Source organism: Pseudomonas saponiphila (assembly GCF_900105185.1).
Taxonomy (GTDB): domain Bacteria; phylum Pseudomonadota; class Gammaproteobacteria; order Pseudomonadales; family Pseudomonadaceae; genus Aquipseudomonas; species Aquipseudomonas saponiphila.
The window spans coordinates 513,019-528,935 of sequence record NZ_FNTJ01000001.1; the positions used below are offsets into that span (position 1 = coordinate 513,019).

15 protein-coding genes are annotated in these 15,917 nt (G+C 66.0%); 6 read left to right on the forward strand and 9 right to left on the reverse strand.

The genetic code is table 11. The features are described from left to right. Nucleotides 1-19 precede the first annotated feature (19 nt). Nucleotides 20-961: a GlxA family transcriptional regulator gene (locus BLV47_RS02430; RefSeq protein WP_425272165.1), complete on the forward strand. Its 942-nt coding sequence runs from the start codon at nucleotides 20-22 to the stop codon at nucleotides 959-961. A gap of 80 nt (nucleotides 962-1,041) precedes the next feature. On the opposite strand, the gene BLV47_RS02435 is transcribed toward BLV47_RS02430, so the two are convergent. After that, complete coding sequence (locus BLV47_RS02435) at nucleotides 1,042-5,325, reverse strand: DEAD/DEAH box helicase (protein ID WP_092309454.1); 4,284 nt, start codon at nucleotides 5,323-5,325, stop codon at nucleotides 1,042-1,044. 243 nt (nucleotides 5,326-5,568) lie between these two features. Between BLV47_RS02435 and BLV47_RS02440 the strand changes: the two genes are divergently transcribed. Both BLV47_RS02440 and BLV47_RS02445 read left to right on the forward strand, forming a co-directional pair. Further along, nucleotides 5,569-6,453, forward strand: coding sequence for a sugar nucleotide-binding protein (locus tag BLV47_RS02440; protein WP_092309457.1), 885 nt, complete (start codon nucleotides 5,569-5,571; stop codon nucleotides 6,451-6,453). Continuing rightward, entirely contained in the window at nucleotides 6,446-7,375 is a 930-nt protein-coding gene (locus BLV47_RS02445; protein ID WP_092309460.1) for an NAD-dependent epimerase/dehydratase family protein, read from the forward strand. Before BLV47_RS02440 ends, BLV47_RS02445 begins: the two co-directional genes overlap by 8 nt. Nucleotides 7,376-7,435: 60 nt before the next feature. On the opposite strand, the gene BLV47_RS02450 is transcribed toward BLV47_RS02445, so the two are convergent. The 5 genes from BLV47_RS02450 to BLV47_RS02470 form a co-directional block, all read right to left on the reverse strand. Next, nucleotides 7,436-8,134 carry an OmpW/AlkL family protein gene (locus tag BLV47_RS02450; RefSeq protein ID WP_092309463.1) on the reverse strand — a complete coding sequence of 233 codons (699 nt, stop codon included), beginning with the start codon at nucleotides 8,132-8,134 and terminating at the stop codon, nucleotides 7,436-7,438. Between the two features lie 186 nt (nucleotides 8,135-8,320). Then, complete coding sequence (locus BLV47_RS02455) at nucleotides 8,321-8,842, reverse strand: DUF3299 domain-containing protein (protein WP_177431314.1); 522 nt, start codon at nucleotides 8,840-8,842, stop codon at nucleotides 8,321-8,323. A 25-nt stretch (nucleotides 8,843-8,867) separates the two neighbouring features. Beyond that, complete coding sequence (locus tag BLV47_RS02460) at nucleotides 8,868-10,133, reverse strand: ABC transporter permease (protein WP_092309469.1); 1,266 nt, start codon at nucleotides 10,131-10,133, stop codon at nucleotides 8,868-8,870. Nucleotide 10,134: 1 nt separating this feature from the next. Beyond that, nucleotides 10,135-10,845 carry an ABC transporter ATP-binding protein gene (locus BLV47_RS02465; protein WP_092309472.1) on the reverse strand — a complete coding sequence of 237 codons (711 nt, stop codon included), beginning with the start codon at nucleotides 10,843-10,845 and terminating at the stop codon, nucleotides 10,135-10,137. A gap of 61 nt (nucleotides 10,846-10,906) precedes the next feature. Continuing rightward, on the reverse strand, nucleotides 10,907-11,515 hold the full coding sequence (locus BLV47_RS02470; protein WP_092309475.1) for a DUF2796 domain-containing protein: 609 nt from the start codon (nucleotides 11,513-11,515) through the stop codon (nucleotides 10,907-10,909). A gap of 134 nt (nucleotides 11,516-11,649) precedes the next feature. On the opposite strand from BLV47_RS02470, the gene BLV47_RS02475 reads away from it, so the two are divergent. Beyond that, nucleotides 11,650-11,991: a hypothetical protein gene (locus BLV47_RS02475; protein ID WP_092309478.1), complete on the forward strand. Its 342-nt coding sequence runs from the start codon at nucleotides 11,650-11,652 to the stop codon at nucleotides 11,989-11,991. Between the two features lie 108 nt (nucleotides 11,992-12,099). Here BLV47_RS02475 and trxA read toward each other — a convergent pair whose 3' ends face one another. The 3 genes from trxA to BLV47_RS02490 form a co-directional block, all read right to left on the reverse strand. Beyond that, nucleotides 12,100-12,972 carry a thioredoxin gene (trxA, locus tag BLV47_RS02480; RefSeq protein ID WP_092309481.1) on the reverse strand — a complete coding sequence of 291 codons (873 nt, stop codon included), beginning with the start codon at nucleotides 12,970-12,972 and terminating at the stop codon, nucleotides 12,100-12,102. 62 nt (nucleotides 12,973-13,034) lie between these two features. Then, nucleotides 13,035-13,691 carry a class I SAM-dependent methyltransferase gene (locus BLV47_RS02485; protein WP_092309484.1) on the reverse strand — a complete coding sequence of 219 codons (657 nt, stop codon included), beginning with the start codon at nucleotides 13,689-13,691 and terminating at the stop codon, nucleotides 13,035-13,037. Then, nucleotides 13,688-14,146, reverse strand: a complete 459-nt coding sequence (locus BLV47_RS02490) for a hypothetical protein (protein ID WP_092309487.1) — start codon at nucleotides 14,144-14,146, stop codon at nucleotides 13,688-13,690. Before BLV47_RS02490 ends, BLV47_RS02485 begins: the two co-directional genes overlap by 4 nt. Nucleotides 14,147-14,275: 129 nt before the next feature. Here BLV47_RS02490 and nrdR point away from each other — a divergent pair, with 129 nt between their 5' ends. Then, entirely contained in the window at nucleotides 14,276-14,740 is a 465-nt protein-coding gene (gene nrdR, locus BLV47_RS02495; protein WP_167365617.1) for a transcriptional regulator NrdR, read from the forward strand. After that, nucleotides 14,737-15,870, forward strand: coding sequence for a bifunctional diaminohydroxyphosphoribosylaminopyrimidine deaminase/5-amino-6-(5-phosphoribosylamino)uracil reductase RibD (ribD, locus tag BLV47_RS02500; protein ID WP_092309490.1), 1,134 nt, complete (start codon nucleotides 14,737-14,739; stop codon nucleotides 15,868-15,870). Before nrdR ends, ribD begins: the two co-directional genes overlap by 4 nt. Nucleotides 15,871-15,917 lie beyond the last annotated feature (47 nt).

The following is a 15,917-nucleotide window of genomic DNA, read 5'->3' on the forward strand; positions in this document are numbered from 1 at the left end:
GCTGTATCCCGGGGTGCAGATGGCCGCGGTGCACGGCCTGAGCGACCTGTTCGAGGTGGCCAACCGGATCGCCGCTGAGCAGCCGCAGGCCGCGCTGCCGCGCTTGCGCGTGAGCCATTGGCAGGGAGACGACCCGCACGCGCCGAGGCGGGTCCATGACAGCCTGCCGGGGCCGGACGACGGCTTGCAGGCGGTGGTGATACCCCCGTCGCTGGCGGGGTTTTCCGCCAGTCAGGCGTCTGCCTCCCTGGTGACCTGGCTACGCCAGCAGCATGCCGCCGGCGCCACCCTCGGCGGCGTCTGCGTGGGTTCGATCCTGCTGGCTGAAAGCGGCCTGCTCGACGGCCGCAGCGCGACCACCCACTGGACCTCGGCCCGGGCTTTTGCCGCGCGTTATCCCCTGGTGCGGCTGGAGGCCGACCAGCCCATCGTCGATGACGGCGACCTGATTACCACCGCCGGATTGATGGCCTGGGCCGAACTGGGGCTGCGCCTGGTGGACCGCATGCTGGGGCCGAGCATTGCCAGCGCCACCGCGCGCTTTCTGGTGATGGAGCACAGCGCCAGCGCCAGCCAGTGCGGGAGCAATTTCGCGCCGATCCTCAACCATGGCGACAGCGCGATCCTCAAGTTGCAGCACTGGTTGCAGGCCAATGGCGCAGTGGATGTGTCGCTGCCGGTGATGGCGCAACAGGCGGGGCTGGAAGAGCGCACCCTGTTGCGGCGGTTCCGCGCGGCCACCGGCCTCAAGCCGACTCAGTACTGCCAGCACCTGCGGGTGGGCAAGGCCCGGGAGCTGCTCGAATTCACCAAGGGCACCATCGATCACATTGCCTGGACCGTGGGTTATCAGGACCCGGCAACCTTCCGCAGCCTGTTCAGGAAAATCACCGGTCTGGCGCCCAGCGAATACCGCAGTCGCTTTGGCGCAGCACCCGGTGCCACCAGCCGCAGCCAGTAGGCGGCTGGCCGGCGAATGGGCCGCGGCTCCTGCGCCGGGCTCAGGAGCCCGGCCTCCGGCAATGTGAGCCGCAGCGAGACTCAGCGCTGTACCAGCTTGTTGCGCAAGGCCTGGGCCTCATCGGGCGCCAGCTCCATCCACAACTGCTGGGTGCCGCCGATCTCTGCAGCCGCCGGCAGGCCGTCGCGGTACACCAGGCGATTGCCGCTGAGTGCCGCCACCTTGGGCCCGGGCAGCAGCGTGCCCGCCAGGTTCAGCGGATCGACCCCGCACACGGCGACCAGGCTGCCGTCATGGGGCCGCCGGCGGACTTCCCGCAGCAAGGGGATGGCCTCCGGCAAGGCGAACTGCTCGCCGGCCAGGCCGCTGACAAAGCGTCCACCGCGAATTTCCCCCCGGGCTTCCAGGCGATGGAAGGTGCGCAGCAGATCGCGCCAGCTGGGCAGCCAGTCCGCCTCGCGCTCCAGCAGGCGCCAGAACACCACGCCGTAACGCCGCAACAAGGTCATGGCCACCTGCTCCAGGATGGCGGCCGGATCCTCAGGCGCGGCGCGGCGCAGCAGGGCCCAGCGTCCGGCATCGTCCATGCCGCCGACGAAGGCGCCACGGCCGCGCCGGCTGCTGCGGTTCTGACGTTTGCTCGCCGGGGTGATCAGGGCGCGCAACCCGGCGAAGCTGTCGGCGTTGACCAGTCCGGCCCCCACCAGCTCCTGCAGGACGCTTTCCAGCTCGCTGCGCAGCAGGTGGGTTTCATGCACCAGCTCATCGAAAAACAAGGCGCCCTGCTGGCTCAATACGGCGTGGACCTTCTGCGCCTTGGGCGAGAGTTCGTGACGTTCGAGCGGACAGGTCAAGCTGTTCCAGAGGGCCACCCGGGTCCGTGGCAGCAGCACGATCGGTGTGCTGCGCAAGGCACTGCTGACAGCCTTGCCGGTGCTGTTGATCCGGCTCCAGGCCACCTTGCCGCTGCGGCACAGTTCATCCAGCCAACTGGCGGAGTAATCCTTGATTCGCGCTGGCAGCAGGTCGCTGTCCCAGGCCGAAGCCGCGGCCGGGTAGCCTTCGAACTGGCTGACCACTTCGCCGAGCATGGCACTGCCCCGGCCCTGGGTGGCGGGTGACAGGTGCTGCCAGTCGAACAGGAAACGCATGAAGTCTTGCAGCGCCACCGGTTCGATTTCCCGGCGCAGGCGCTTGACCGTGTAGCGATGAATCCGCGCCAGCAGGTGGCGTTCGCACCACTGTTCTTCGCTGGCATCGGGGCTGAAATGGCCGCGCAGCACGTAGCCTTGGCCCTCCAGCTGAACCAGGGCCTGGCTGATCTGCCCGGTGGGCAACGCCAGGGGCGCGGCGATCTGCGCCAGGGTCTGTGGGCCAAAGCCACTGAGGCGGGCGCGGATCAGCTCCACCCGCGCCGACTCCTCGTCCCAGGCCTGGTCGAAGCCGGGCACCGGCTGCAAGGCCGGTTGCAAGGGGGCCTCGGGGTACAGCGCGCGCAGCCAGGTGATGCGTTCCAGGGCCAGCCACAGATCGCCGGCACCCGTCTGCAAGCGGCAGGCGCGGCCCTGGGTGGCCAGGGTGTCGAGCCAGTGGGGCCAGCGCGGATCGGCCTGAGCTTCGGCCTCGCTGATGGCGGCCAGGCTCATCAGCGCCTCGTGCATTTCATCGACGGTGGCCGGGTTGGGCCAGGCTTCTTCGGCCACCGCGGTGATGGCGTCGGCGTCCAGGGCGGCGAGGTCGTCGGTGGCTTGTGGGTCGCTCCAGCGCCGCGCCAGTACCGCCTGGGTGCGGCGCTCTTCCAGGGGCGCGTCATCGAGAAAGGTGTAGGGCTTGGCGCTGAGAATCTCCGCCGCCAGTGGCGAAGGCGCGGGCAGGTCGCAGCTGAGCAGGCGCACCTGCCCCTGTTCCATGCGCCGCAGCAGGTGCAGCCAGCCTTCGCTGTCCATGGCCTGGTGCAGGCAGTCGTCGAGGGTCTGCTGTACCAGGGGGTGATCGGGAATCTCGCGCTCGCCGGCGAGGTTTTCCAGGCAGGCGATCTGATCGGGGAACACGCTGGCGATCAGGTCTTCGCTTTTCATCCGCTGGATCTGCGGCGCCACTTTGCGTCCACCGCTGTAGCGCGGCAGGGCCAGGGCCACCCCGGCGTTCCAGCGCCAGCGCACGCCGAACAGCGGAGCGTCCAGCAGGGCCTGGACCAGGATGTGTTCGGCGCTGTGGCTGTGCAGGTAACGCCAGACATCGTCCAGGGCAAAGCTGTGGCTGGTGGACAGCGACAGGACGATGGCGTCTTCGCTGGCGGCGGCCTGCAGTTCGAAGTTGAAGGTGCGGCAGAAGCGTTTGCGCAGGGCCAGGCCCCAGGCGCGGTTGATACGGCTGCCGAAGGGGCTGTGGATTACCAGCTGGGTGCCGCCGGACTCGTCGAAGAAGCGCTCCATGATCAGCGTGTCCTGGGACGGCAGCGCGCCCAGGGCCAGGCGCGCCGGCGCCAGGTAGTCCACCAGTTGCTCGGCGCTGGCCGGGTTCAGCCCCAGCTCGTGGTGCAGCCAGTGGATGGCCGGTTGCAGCTGCCCGGGCGTGGCGCCAAGCAATTCGTCCAGTTGGGCCAGCAGGCGTGCCACCGCGCTGGATAGCTCGGCGCTGCGGCCCGGGGCCTCGCCGAGCCAGAAAGGGATGTTCGGCGGCTGGCCCTGGGCATCCTCGACCCGCACCTTGCCGGTTTCCACCCGCAGGATGCGATAGGACGTGTTGCCCAACTGAAAGACGTCGCCGGCAATGCTTTCCACGGCGAAGTCTTCGTTGACGCTGCCGATGTTCAGGCCCTGGGGTTCGAGCAGCACGCTGTAGTCGGCGTTGTCGGGAATGGTCCCGCCACTGGTGACCGCCGTCAGCCTGGCCCCGCGACGGCCCCGCAGGGTGCGGGTCAGGGCGTCGCGATGCAGATAGGCGCTGCGCAAGCCCTGACGGCCGTTGAAACCGTCGGCCAGCATCTGCAGCAGGGCCTGATACTGGGCCTGATCCAGATCGGCATAAGGCGTGGCCCGGCGCAGCAGGCTCAGCAGGGCTGCTTCCGACCACTCCTGGCAGCTGACTTCGGCGACGATCTGCTGGGCCAGCACATCCAGTGGCGCATGGGGGATCAGCAGGCTGTCCAGCTCGCCGCGGCGCACGCAGTCCAGCAGGGCGGCGCATTCGATCAGGTCGTCCCGGCTCAGGGCGAACAGCCGGCCTTTCGGCGTGCCGCCGACCTGATGGCCGGAGCGCCCGACCCGCTGCAGAAAGGCCGAGATCGAACGGGGCGAACCGATCTGGCACACCAGGTCGACATCGCCGATATCGATGCCCAGTTCCAGGGACGCCGTGGCGATCAGCACTTGCAGCTCGCCGGCCTTGAGTCGTTGTTCGGCGTCCAGGCGCTGTTCCTTGGCCAGGCTGCCGTGATGCGCGGCCACCGCCGGTTTGCCCAGGCGTTCGCTCAGGTGCCGGGCCAGGCGTTCGGCCAGGCGCCGGGTGTTGACGAATATCAGCGTGGTGCGGTGTTCGCGGACCAGCTCGGCGAGACGCTCGTACACCAGCTCCCAGACATCATTGGCCATGACCGCCGACAGCGGCACGGGCGGCACTTCGATGTCCAGATCCCGCGGGCGCGCATGGCCGATGTCGACAATCGCGCAGGGCCGCTCATGGCCCACCAGGAACCGCGACACGGCCTCGATGGGTTTTTGCGTGGCGGACAGGCCGATGCGCAGCAGAGGCTCGCTGCACAGGGCCTGCAAGCGCTCCAGGCTCAGGGCCAGGTGACTGCCGCGCTTGCTGCCGGCCAGGGCGTGGATCTCGTCGACGATCACCGTGCGGGTGCTGGCCAGCATCCTGCGGCCGGAGTCCGAACCCAGCAGCACATAGAGGGACTCCGGCGTGGTGACGAGAATCTGCGGCGCGCTCTTGCGCATGGCGTTGCGGTCTTTTTGCGGGGTGTCGCCGGTACGCACCGCGGTGCTGATGGACAGTTCCGGCAAGCCCATGCGGCGCAGCTGCTCGGTGATGCCGGCCAGCGGCTGTTGCAGGTTGATCTGGATATCGTTGCTCAGGGCCTTGAGCGGCGAGACGTAGACCACCAGGGTGGCGTCCGGCAATCGCCCCCCGGCCGCCAGGCCCTGGCGGACCAGATCATCGATCACCGCGAGAAAGGCGGTGAGGGTCTTGCCCGAACCGGTAGGGGCAGCGATCAGGGTCGAGCGGCGCTGGGCGATCAACGGCCAGGCGCGGGCCTGGGCCGTGGTCACGGCGGCAAAGGTGCGCTTGAACCAGGCACTGACGGCGGGGTGAAAACCGTCCAGGCCCGGGCTCACGGATTCGGCAAGGTTCATGGAAGGTTTTATGCGGCCGCTGCGGCCAACTTGCAAGTACCGCGCGCCTTGGCGCCGCTGCCGTCGCCTTGGACAGCAACTAGAGTTGAGGCAGGGGATGTATCGGTGCGCAGCGACACTTTCTCAGTGACGGTTGCGCCACAAACCCGCAAAATGCAACGATTCCGGCAATTCTCGACGGTCGAAACCACGGGATTGACCGATCCAAACCATCGTTCTGAACAGACTGGGCCTGCTGACTCTATGCGAATGCGCCTTATGTTACTGGGCGGCGGAAATGCCCTTGGGCAGGCGCTGATTCGCCTGGGTGCGGAGGAAGACATCGGTTTCCTCGCGCCCCGTCCCCCGCAAGACGGTTGGGACGCCGCGAGCCTCACGCAACTGCTCGATGACACCCGTCCGGATGCCTTGATCAATCTGGCTTACTACTTCGACTGGTTTCAGGCGGAGACGGTGAGCGAGGCCCGCTTGAGCGGCCAGGAACGTGCGGTCGAGCGCCTGGCGGAGCTTTGCCAGCATCACAACATCATCCTGCTGCAGCCTTCGAGCTACCGGGTGTTCGACGGCTCGCGAGCCACCGCCTACAGCGAGAAAGACGAGCCGGTGCCGCTGGGGCTGCGCGGTCAGGCGCTGTGGCGGATCGAACAGAGCGTTCGCGCCACTTGCCCTCAACACGTGCTGCTGCGTTTCGGCTGGCTGCTGGACGACAGTACCGAGGGCATTCTCGGGCGTTTCCTGGCCCGGGCCGAGTCTCCCGAAGAGCTGATGATGGCGGACGACCGTCGGGGCAATCCGACGCCGGTGGACGACGCCGCGCGAGTGATTATCTCGGTGCTCAAGCAACTCGATTGCGCCGCGCCCCTGTGGGGCACCTACCACTATGCCGGCCAGGAAGCGACCACCCCCCTGGCCCTGGGGCAGGCGGTGCTCAGCGAGGCCCGGCAACTGCATCCGCTGGCCATCGAGGCGCCCACCGCCCAGGCCCACGCGGCCTGTGCCGATGCCGCCGAAGAGCCGCAGCACGCGGTACTGGCCTGCAAGAAAATCCTTCACACCTTCGGGATCAAGCCGCGCGCCTGGCGTGCCGCGCTCCCGGCCTTACTGGATAGGTTCTATCGTCATGGCTGATGGCCCTGTATTGATCACCGGCGGTGCCGGTTTCATTGGTTCGCACCTGACCGATGCCCTGCTCGCCAACGGCTACTCGGTGCGGGTGCTGGACGACTTGTCCACCGGCAAGCCGAGCAACCTGCCGCTGGATAACCCTCGGGTCGAACTGATCGAGGGGAATGTCGCCGATGCCGCGCTGGTCAACCGTGCCATGCAAGGCTGCAGCGCCGTGGCGCACCTGGCGGCGGTGGCGTCGGTGCAGGCTTCGGTGGACGACCCGGTGCAGACCCACCAGAGCAACTTCATTGGCACCCTGAATGTCTGCGAGGCCATGCGCCTGCATGGCGTCAAACGGGTGCTGTTCGCGTCCAGTGCGGCGGTGTACGGCAACAACGGCGAGGGCCAGTCCATCGACGAGGACACGGCCAAGGCGCCGCTGACGCCTTACGCCTCGGACAAACTGGCCAGCGAGCACTACCTGGATTTCTACCGGCGCCAGCACGGGCTGGAGCCGGCGATCTTCCGTTTCTTCAATATCTTCGGCCCGCGCCAGGATCCGTCCTCGCCCTATTCCGGGGTGATCAGCATTTTCAGCGAACGGGCCCAGCAGGGCCTGCCCATCACTGTGTTCGGCGATGGCGAGCAGACCCGGGATTTCGTCTATGTCGGCGACCTGGTGGAGGTGCTGGTGCAGGCCATCGTGGCGCCGCAGCTGGAAGTGGGCGCGGTCAACGTCGGCCTGAACCAGGCCACCACCCTCAAGCAGATGCTTGCTGCCCTGGCCGAGGTGGTCGGCGAGTTGCCGCCCATCAGCTACGGTCCGGCCCGTGCCGGTGATATCCGCCATTCCCGGGCCAACAATCAGCGCCTGCTGCAGCGCTTCCGGTTCCCCGAGCCCACGCCGATGAGTGTCGGCCTGGCGCGCCTGATGGGGCGTTGAGGGAAATCGCAGACATGAAAAAGGCGCCTTGCAAGGCGCCTTTTTTCATTGTCGGCGGGCTTAGAACTTGTAGCCCAGACCCACCATGTAGACCATCGGGTCGACGTCAACGTTGACCTTGGCGCGAGTGCCAGGGGCCACGCTGTTGTTGTCCACGTAGGCGGTGGTGTTGATGTCGATGTAACGCACTTGGGCGTTGAGCATCAGTTTGTCGGTCAGCATGTAGTCGGCACCCACCTGCCAGGCCAGGCCCCAGGAGTTCTTGGCGCGGAAGTTGTCGAAACCGGCTTCACTGGCACGGCTGCCGACGTGTTCGTCGTAGATCCAGGTGTAGTTGATACCGGCGCCGACATAGGGTTGGAACACCGACTTGGAGTCCAGCGGGTAGTAGACCACGCTCAGGGTTGGCGGCAGATGCTTGAGGGTACCGAGCTTGCCGTTGGCCGGTGCCAGGGCGGTGTTCTTGAGTTTGACGTCGTGCTCGAACGGAGTGGCGGCCAGCAGTTCGATACCGATGTTGTTGGTGAGCATGTAGGCGAAGTTCAGACCCAGCTGAGTGTCGCTGCCCATGGTGGCCTTGCCACCCAGGTTGGTGCCTGCCGCTGGGCCTCGGTCCACTTTGACGCTGCCGCTGTCGGCTTTCGGATTGACGGTGATGGCACCGGCGCGGACGAGAATATCGCCAGCTTCGTGGGCGTTGGCAATCGGGGCGGCGATGGCGAGCGCGATCAGGGAAGCGCTAAGCAGGGACTTGTGCATGGGAGCTCCAAAGGACGATTCAAATTGGCTATGTCCAATGGTAAGGATCGTCAAGCTGATCGCCTTGACTCAGCTCAATGAAATGACAGACCCCGGTGGCAAGGCTGAACTATTCTTTTGTTCTGCACTCTTTTGGCCTCGTGCCCAGGCCCCGTCAGCGCCGGCTTGCCGGCACCGCGGCCGCACTCACTCCTGCAACTCATAGACATAGATCTTCTGCGCCGCCATCTGGTAGCCGGCATCCGCCAGCTCGCTGGTGGAGGGTTTGACCTGCATGTCGCCCTCGATCCAGTAAGGCTGATACAGCTCGTCGAGCTTGACCCCGACTTCGCTGGTGACGTGGACGATCTGGTTCGATGGCGGCGGCGGCACGTGGATGCAGGCGCCGAAGTAGGGCACCAGGAGAAACTCGGTGGTGCGGCCGTCCTCGTTCACTTCCAGGGGCACGATGTAGCCGGGCAGGCGCACCGACAGGCCGTCCAGGCTCTTGACCACCGGTGCATTGGGCAGGTCCTGCTTGGCGGCGGGGGCCGATTCGGCGGCCAGCGCATCGCTCATCTGCGACAGGTCGTGCAGCGGCTTCATGTTCGGCACTTCCGGCGGCGCGTCCGGCGGGATCATTTCCGACCAGGTCAGGTCCTTCGGCGCTGCCGCCGCCCACAGCGGCGAGCTGAACAGCAGCGACAGGGCGAGCAGGGAGCGCAGCAAGCGTTGGGTCTTCATAAGGCAGGGCTCATAAACGAATCGACAGGCCGTCGGCCAGGGATTGCCGGTAGGCGCGCCAGGCCGGCACGCTGCCCATCAGCAGCGCGGCGATCAGGATACCGCCCAGCAGCGTCCACTCATATTGGCTGGGCCAGGACAATGGCAGGTACAGGCCGTAATTCGATTGCACATAGCCCTGGGCCAGGGCGATGCCCAGGTACAGCAGGCCAAGACCGGCCAGAACCCCGGTCAGCGCCAGGGCGAATGCCTCCAGTACCAGCAAGGTTGCAATGTGCCAGGGTCGGGCCCCTACCGAACGCAGAATGGCCATCTCCCGACGGCGCTCGTTGAGGCTGGTGAGGATCGCCGTGAGCATGCCGATCAGGCCGGTGAGCACCACGAACAGCGACACCACGAACAGGGCCTTCTCAGCGGTGCCCATCAGGCTCCAGAGCTCCTGCAGGGCCACGCCGGGCAGGATTGCCAGCATCGGCTCGCCGCGGAACTCGTTGATCTCGCGCTGCAGGGCGAAGGTCGAGATCTTGCTGTTGAGGCCGAGCATGAAGGCGGTGATTGCCTGGGGCGTCAGGTCCATGTTGCGCGCCTGATCGGCACTGATACGACCATCGCCACGGGCCGGCACGCCGTTGTGCCAGTCGATGTGGATCGCTTCCATGCCGCCCAGGCTGATGTGCAGGGTGCGGTCCACCGGAGTGCCGGTGCGCTTGAGGATGCCGACCACGGTGAAGGGCTTGTCGTCATGCTTGACCAGGCTGATGGCCGCCACGCCGTGGGCCAGCACCAGCTGATCCCCCAGCTTGTAGTGCAGGGTGTCGGCGACTTCGGCCCCCAGTACCACCTCGAAAGGGTCGCTGGCGAAAGCCCGGCCCACGGCCAGTTGCAGGCTTTGCTGATGACCGTACTGATAGTGCTGGAAGTAGGCGTCGGTGGTGCCCATGACCCGATAGCCGCGGTGGGAATCGCCGAGGGAAATCGGGATCGCCCATTTCACTTTCGGGTTGCTGGCGAAATGCTCGAAGCTGTCCCAGCGGATGTTGTTGGTGGCGTTGCCGATGCGGAACACCGAGTACAGCAGTAGATTCACCGAGCCGGAGCGGGCGCCGACGATCAGGTCGGTGCCGCTGATGGTGCTGGCGAAACTGGCACGGGCTTCGGTGCGTACCCGCTCCACCGCCAGCAGCAGGCAGACCGAAAGGGCAATGGCAAAGGCGGTGAGGAGCGCGGTGAAGCGGCGGTTAGCCAGGCTGGCCATGGCTAGACGGAACAGATACATCTCAGACCTCTGCGGGCTTGGCGGCGCGATTGAGTTCGGCCAGCGACAGGTTGCGATCGAACAGCGGCGCCAGGCTCTGGTCGTGGCTGACGAACAGCAGGCTGGCCCCGGCCTCGCGGCACTCGGCGAACAGCAGTTGGATGAAGGCCTCCCGGGCGTCGTAGTCCAGTGCCGAGGTCGGTTCGTCGGCGATCACCAGCTCCGGCTGGCCGATCAGCGCCCTGGCCGCGGCGACCCGTTGCTGCTGGCCGATGGACAGCGAGTCGGCGCGACGACCGAGCAGATCGGGGTCCTTCAGGCCCAGGTGGGCCAGCAGGGTGGACGCTGCCTGATCGACGCTGCCGTGGCGCTGGAGGGCGCGACTGGCCCGCAGTCTGGAGAAGTGGCAGGGCAGTTCGACGTTCTCGCGCACCGAGAGAAATGGCAGCAGGTTGAACTGCTGGAAGATGTAGCCGGTGTGATCGACACGAAAGCGGTCGCGGGCCCCGGCGGACAGCTCGGTCAGTTCCTGGCCCAGCAGGCGGATGCTGCCGTGACTGGGTTTCTGCACTCCGCCGAGCAGGCCCAGCAGGGTGGTCTTGCCACTGCCGCTGGGACCCTTGAGGAAGAGTGTTTCGCCGGCTTCCAGGCGGAAGGCCGGGATGTCCAGCAACTGAGGGTGGCCGGGCCAGCTGAAAGTCAGGTCGGACAGTTCGATAAGTGCTTGGGTCATGTTGGGCCGATCATGCAGTGAGTGGTGTAGCCGCCAGCGCGGGCGGCTACAGGTGCAGCGCTCAAAACTTCAGGGTGGGAGCCTTGGCCGTGGCTTCGACACCTTGCTGGCCGCTTGGCGAAATCAGTTGTACCTGAATTTTCTGGGTGGCGGGGAAGGTCTTGAAGAGCTGCCCCAGATCGAGGCTCTTCAGGGCATCCGGCTTGGCGCAAGTGAACTGGTAGTGGGCGTGGATCTCGCTGTGCTCATGGTGATGTTCATGGTCGTTGGCGCCCTTGGCCTGTTCGTCGTGGTCGTCGTCATCGTGATCATCGGCATCGGGCTTGTCACCGAACAGCGGGCTCTGCAGTTCCTGCTTGGCTACTACGCACGCGGCAGCCCTGGGCAGGCTGAACAGCACCAGGGGTTGTTCCAGCTGGGTGCGGGCGGCGGCTACCTTGGCCTTGTCGGCGTCGGTACTGGGGGCGTGCTCGAAGCCCACCAGGTTCATCGCCGGGCTTTCCAGCTCCAGCTCCAGGGCCTGGCCGTCGAGCACCGCGTTCAAGCGGGCAACCCCATGTTCGTGGGCGCCGAGGCTGCCGTGTTCATGCTCGTGTTCATGGGCTTGCACGGCCTGAGAAACAGCCAGTGGCAACAGGGCAAACGGCAAGGCGAGGAGCAGACGGCGCATAGCAAGTCTCCAGGGCGAGGATGAAAAAAATGTTATGTGATCTTATAACAATAGGCCGCAGAGTTTGACCGTCCGCTTGGCGTTGCGCAAGACGCGTGGGAGCATGCTCGTCAGAAAAAATCGGGAGTGCAGCGATGTTGCGAATTCGTGGAAGCATCGGCGACTGGCCGGTGGATTTGACCCTGGAGCTGGACGAAGGCGACTGGGCGCAACTGGGCGCGCAGTTGCAGGCGGCCAGGCCGGAAGCGGCGGCCCCGGTGAGCAAGCCGGCCAGCCAGGACGATGCCCTGTGGCAAACCGCCAAGGACCTGCTGCGCAAGGCGGGCCAGATCAGCGGGCCGCAGTTGCTGGAGCAGTTGGAGGGACTGGCCGGTAGCGCGGCGGCGGGCAAGCGACTGCTGGTGCGCTTGCGCCACTGCGCCGAGGTCAAGGTGGTCAGCGGCGCCGATACGCCGCTCTACAGCTGGGTGCAATGATCCTGTAGGTGCCAGCTTGCTGGCGAATGCGTTTGGTCTGTCAGAACGGCTTCGCTGGCAAGCCAGCTCCTACACAAGCCAGCTCCTACATCAGTCGGCACTTCCGGCTCAGTACAGTGCGGCGAACAGCTTGCGGCGGTAGGCGGTGACCAGCGGATGATCGTTGCCCAGCAGGTCGAAGACTTGCAGCAGGGTCTTGTGGGCAATGCCTTCGCTGTAGCTGCGGTTGCGCATGAACAGCTTGAGCAAGGCTTCCAGTGCCGCTTCGTATTGCTGGCGGGCCAGTTGCTGGATCGACAGCTGGTACAGGGCTTCGTCATCCAGTGGGTCTTTGGCCAGGCGCGCCTTGAGGTCGGCAGCGTCCGGCAGGTCCGCGGCCTGCTTGAGGAAGGTGATCTGCGCCTTGGCGCCGGCCAGGGCAGCCTTGTGTTCATCGCCGGTGACGGCGTCGAGCACGGTTTGCGCCTCACCCAGCTCGCCGCGTTCGGCCAGGCAATGGGCGTAGAGGATCAGCGCCTTGGCGTTGCTGTTGTCTTCACCCAGCAGCACTTTGAGGAGGGCTTCGGCGTCGCCGATACGGCCTTCGGCAAACAGCGCTTCGGCCTGTTCCAGTGGATCGGCAGCGGGCGGTGGCGGCATCTGCACATGGGGTTCGAGCATGGCCCGTACCGCGGACTCCGGCTGCGCACCGGCAAAGCCGTCCACCGGCTGGCCGTCCTTGAACAGCACCACGGTGGGCAGGCTGCGGATGCCGAAACGGGCGACGATGTCCTGCTCGACATCACAGTTGACCTTGGCCAGCAGCAGCTCGCCCTGATAGCTCTCGGCGATCTGCTGCAGCATCGGCATCAGCGCCTTGCAGGGCGCGCACCATTCGGCCCAGAAGTCCACCAGGACCGGCTTGTGGAAGGAGTTCTCGATGACCGACTGGTCGAAGTCGGCGGTGCGGGCGTCGAAGATATACGGCGTGTCCTGACTCATGGGGTATCTCGAATAAGCGGGAATGGAAGCACTATAAAGGCTGGTCGGAAGGCTGAAAATCGCTATCGCCGCTGCGCGTGATACAGGCTCACCTTGCGAAACTCCCAGGGCTCGGCCAGGTCTGGCAGGGTCAGGGCATTGAGCGTTTCCAGGCGCTGATACAGCGGATGCTGGAAGTCCCTGACCCGGGAGTCCGCCACCAGGGCCTGGCGGCCGCGGCTGAGGAATTCGTCCAGCAACGGCAGGTTGGCCCGGTCATAGAGCACGTCCGCCACCAGGATCAGGTCGAAGCGATCGGCCTCGGCGAAAAAATCCGTGGAATAGCCGAGCTCGACGCCGTTGAGTTCGGCGTTGGCCCGGCAGGCGGCAATCGCCAGCGGGTCCAGGTCACAGGCCACCACTTCCAGGGCTCCGGCCCTGGCTGCGGCAATTGCCGCCACCCCGGAACCGGCACCGAAATCCAGCACCCGCTTGCCTTGCACCCAGTGCGGGTGTTCGGCCAGATAGCGGGCCAGGGCCAGGCCGCTGGCCCAGCAGAAACTCCAGTAAGGCGGCTCGTGGAGAATGCGCCGGGTTTCTTCCGGGGTGAAGGCGCGGTCCATGTTCCGGGCGTCGATCAGCCAGAGTTTCAGCTGGGTATCGGGCAGCTCGCAGGCCACCAGTTGCGCGTCCCCCAGCAGTTCGCTGAGGGCGTCTTGCAGGTCGAGCGGTGGATTCATGGGGCTTTGACGAATTGCAGGGGGCCCAGAGCCTGGGTGGTGGGTTGGTCGATGCGCACCGCGGGCAGGTGCAGGATCAACTGGCCGGATTGGCTGGCGCGGCCACGCAGTTCGACCCGGGCTCCGGCCGGGAATGCCTCGGCGGCGAAGCGCAGGCGAAACGGCAGAGCCTGACTGGTGCCGCTGAGGTTGCTGCTGGCCAAAAGGCGTTGCGGACGGCTGCGTTCATCGATCACCAGCAGTGCCAGTTCCACGTCGGCGCCGGCCGGCACGCCCTCAAGGGTGCCGCTCAGTTCGCGCTGATAGGCCGGCAAGGGACCGAGCTCGACAGGTGGCTGATTTTTTTTCACCGTCTGTTGCGAGGAGGAGGCGGGGGCCGCAGGTTTCGGGGCATCGCTGCTGCAGGCGACCAGCAGGCTGACAAGACTGAGCAAAACGAGCGGTCTGAGCGGCATCTGAAGCTCCAACAAGGCGAATTTCCGTGTGCGAAACATAATAGTCGGTCTGTATACCGTAAAGGCTATGGCTTGTCTTGCCAGTGGGATGCGCTACCATGGCCCTCCCTTTTTTTGTTGCCTGCCACCATGCACTGTCCCTTCTGCGGTGCCAACGACACCAAGGTCATCGACTCGCGTCTGGTCGCCGAGGGCGAACAGGTGCGCCGCCGGCGTGAATGCCTGGCCTGCGGTGAACGTTTCACCACCTTCGAAACCGCCGAACTGGTGATGCCGCGCCTGATCAAGACTGACGGCAGCCGTCAGCCCTTCGACGAAGAAAAACTGCGTGCCGGCATGCAGCGCGCCCTGGAAAAACGCCCGGTGAGTGTCGAGCGCCTGGAAGCGGCGCTGGTGCACATCAAGCACAAGCTGCGAGCCACCGGCGAGCGTGAAGTCAAATCCCTGGTCGTGGGTGAGCTGGTGATGACCGAGCTGCAGAAGCTCGATGAAGTCGCCTATATCCGTTTTGCGTCGGTTTACCGGCGTTTCCAGGACCTCAACGAATTCCGCGAAGAGATCGACCGCCTCGCCCGCGAGCCGGCCAAGCCATGAGCCAGTCCCCGGAGCAAGCGGTACTCGACGCGCACTACATGGCCCGCGCTCTGGAACTGGCGCGCAAGGGGCGCTACTCCACCCATCCCAATCCCCGAGTCGGTTGCGTCATCGTGCGCGACGGCCAGGTGGTGGGTGAGGGCTGGCACGTGCGGGCCGGCGAGCCCCACGCCGAAGTCCACGCCTTGCGCGCCGCCGGTGAACTGGCCCGTGGCGCCACGGCTTACGTGACCCTGGAGCCTTGCAGCCATCACGGTCGCACACCGCCGTGTGCCGATGCCCTGGTCAATGCCGGCGTGGCACGGGTGGTTGCGGCAATGCAGGATCCGAACCCGGAAGTGGCTGGCCGTGGCTTGCAGCGCCTGGCCCAGGCCGGTATCGACACCCACAGCGGTGTGCTGGAGGCCGAAGCCCGGGCGATCAACAAGGGTTTCCTCAAGCGCATGGAACACGGCCTGCCTTATGTGCGGGTCAAGCTGGCCATGAGCCTCGATGGTCGTACAGCGATGGCCAGCGGTGAGAGCCAGTGGATCACCGGGCCTGCCGCGCGCTCTGCGGTGCAGCGCCTGCGGGCCGAATCGTCCGTGGTGCTGACCGGTGCCGATACGGTGCTGGCCGATGATGCGCGGCTTACCGTGCGCGCCGCCGAACTGGGCCTGGACGCCGAGCAGACGGCCCTGGCCATGAGCCGGCCGCCGCTGCGGGTGTTGATCGATGGTCGCCTGCGAGTGCCTCTCGACGCAGCGTTCTTCAAGGCCGGCCCGGCCCTGGTCGCGACCTGCGCGGCGGTGGAAGAGCAATATGCCAACGGCCCGGAATGCCTGATCGTGCCCGGCCCCGATGGCCTGGTGGATCTGCGCCGCCTGTTGCGCGAGCTCGCCGCCCGAGGTGTCAACGAGGTGCTGGTGGAAGCCGGTCCGCGATTGGCCGGGGCCTTTGCCCAGCAGGGCCTGGTGGACGAGTACCAGATCTTCGTCGCCGGCAAGTTCCTCGGTTCCTCGGCGCGGCCGTTGCTCGACTGGCCGCTGGCGCAGATGAGCCAGGCGCCTCTGCTCAAGATCATCGAAATGCGTGCGGTGGGCGATGACTGGCGAGTCACTGCCATCCCGGCCCCACCAGCGAGCGTATAATTCCCGACTTTCGCCTACCCGGCGGCCCTGTTCTCGAGGAGGACTCC

Bases quoted from the DNA above. Each gene is read 5' to 3' on its own strand.
- BLV47_RS02430 (WP_425272165.1), top strand. From the start codon at position 20: ATGGCCGCGGTGCACGGCCTGAGCGACCTGTTCGAGGTGGCCAACCGG.
- BLV47_RS02435 (WP_092309454.1), bottom strand. From the start codon at position 5,325: ATGAACCTTGCCGAATCCGTGAGCCCGGGCCTGGACGGTTTTCACCCC.
- BLV47_RS02440 (WP_092309457.1), top strand. From the start codon at position 5,569: ATGCGAATGCGCCTTATGTTACTGGGCGGCGGAAATGCCCTTGGGCAG.
- BLV47_RS02445 (WP_092309460.1), top strand. From the start codon at position 6,446: ATGGCTGATGGCCCTGTATTGATCACCGGCGGTGCCGGTTTCATTGGT.
- BLV47_RS02450 (WP_092309463.1), bottom strand. From the start codon at position 8,134: ATGCACAAGTCCCTGCTTAGCGCTTCCCTGATCGCGCTCGCCATCGCC.
- BLV47_RS02460 (WP_092309469.1), bottom strand. From the start codon at position 10,133: ATGTATCTGTTCCGTCTAGCCATGGCCAGCCTGGCTAACCGCCGCTTC.
- BLV47_RS02465 (WP_092309472.1), bottom strand. From the start codon at position 10,845: ATGACCCAAGCACTTATCGAACTGTCCGACCTGACTTTCAGCTGGCCC.
- BLV47_RS02470 (WP_092309475.1), bottom strand. From the start codon at position 11,515: ATGCGCCGTCTGCTCCTCGCCTTGCCGTTTGCCCTGTTGCCACTGGCT.
- BLV47_RS02475 (WP_092309478.1), top strand. From the start codon at position 11,650: ATGTTGCGAATTCGTGGAAGCATCGGCGACTGGCCGGTGGATTTGACC.
- trxA (WP_092309481.1), bottom strand. From the start codon at position 12,972: ATGAGTCAGGACACGCCGTATATCTTCGACGCCCGCACCGCCGACTTC.
- BLV47_RS02485 (WP_092309484.1), bottom strand. From the start codon at position 13,691: ATGAATCCACCGCTCGACCTGCAAGACGCCCTCAGCGAACTGCTGGGG.
- BLV47_RS02490 (WP_092309487.1), bottom strand. From the start codon at position 14,146: ATGCCGCTCAGACCGCTCGTTTTGCTCAGTCTTGTCAGCCTGCTGGTC.
- nrdR (WP_167365617.1), top strand. From the start codon at position 14,276: ATGCACTGTCCCTTCTGCGGTGCCAACGACACCAAGGTCATCGACTCG.
- ribD (WP_092309490.1), top strand. From the start codon at position 14,737: ATGAGCCAGTCCCCGGAGCAAGCGGTACTCGACGCGCACTACATGGCC.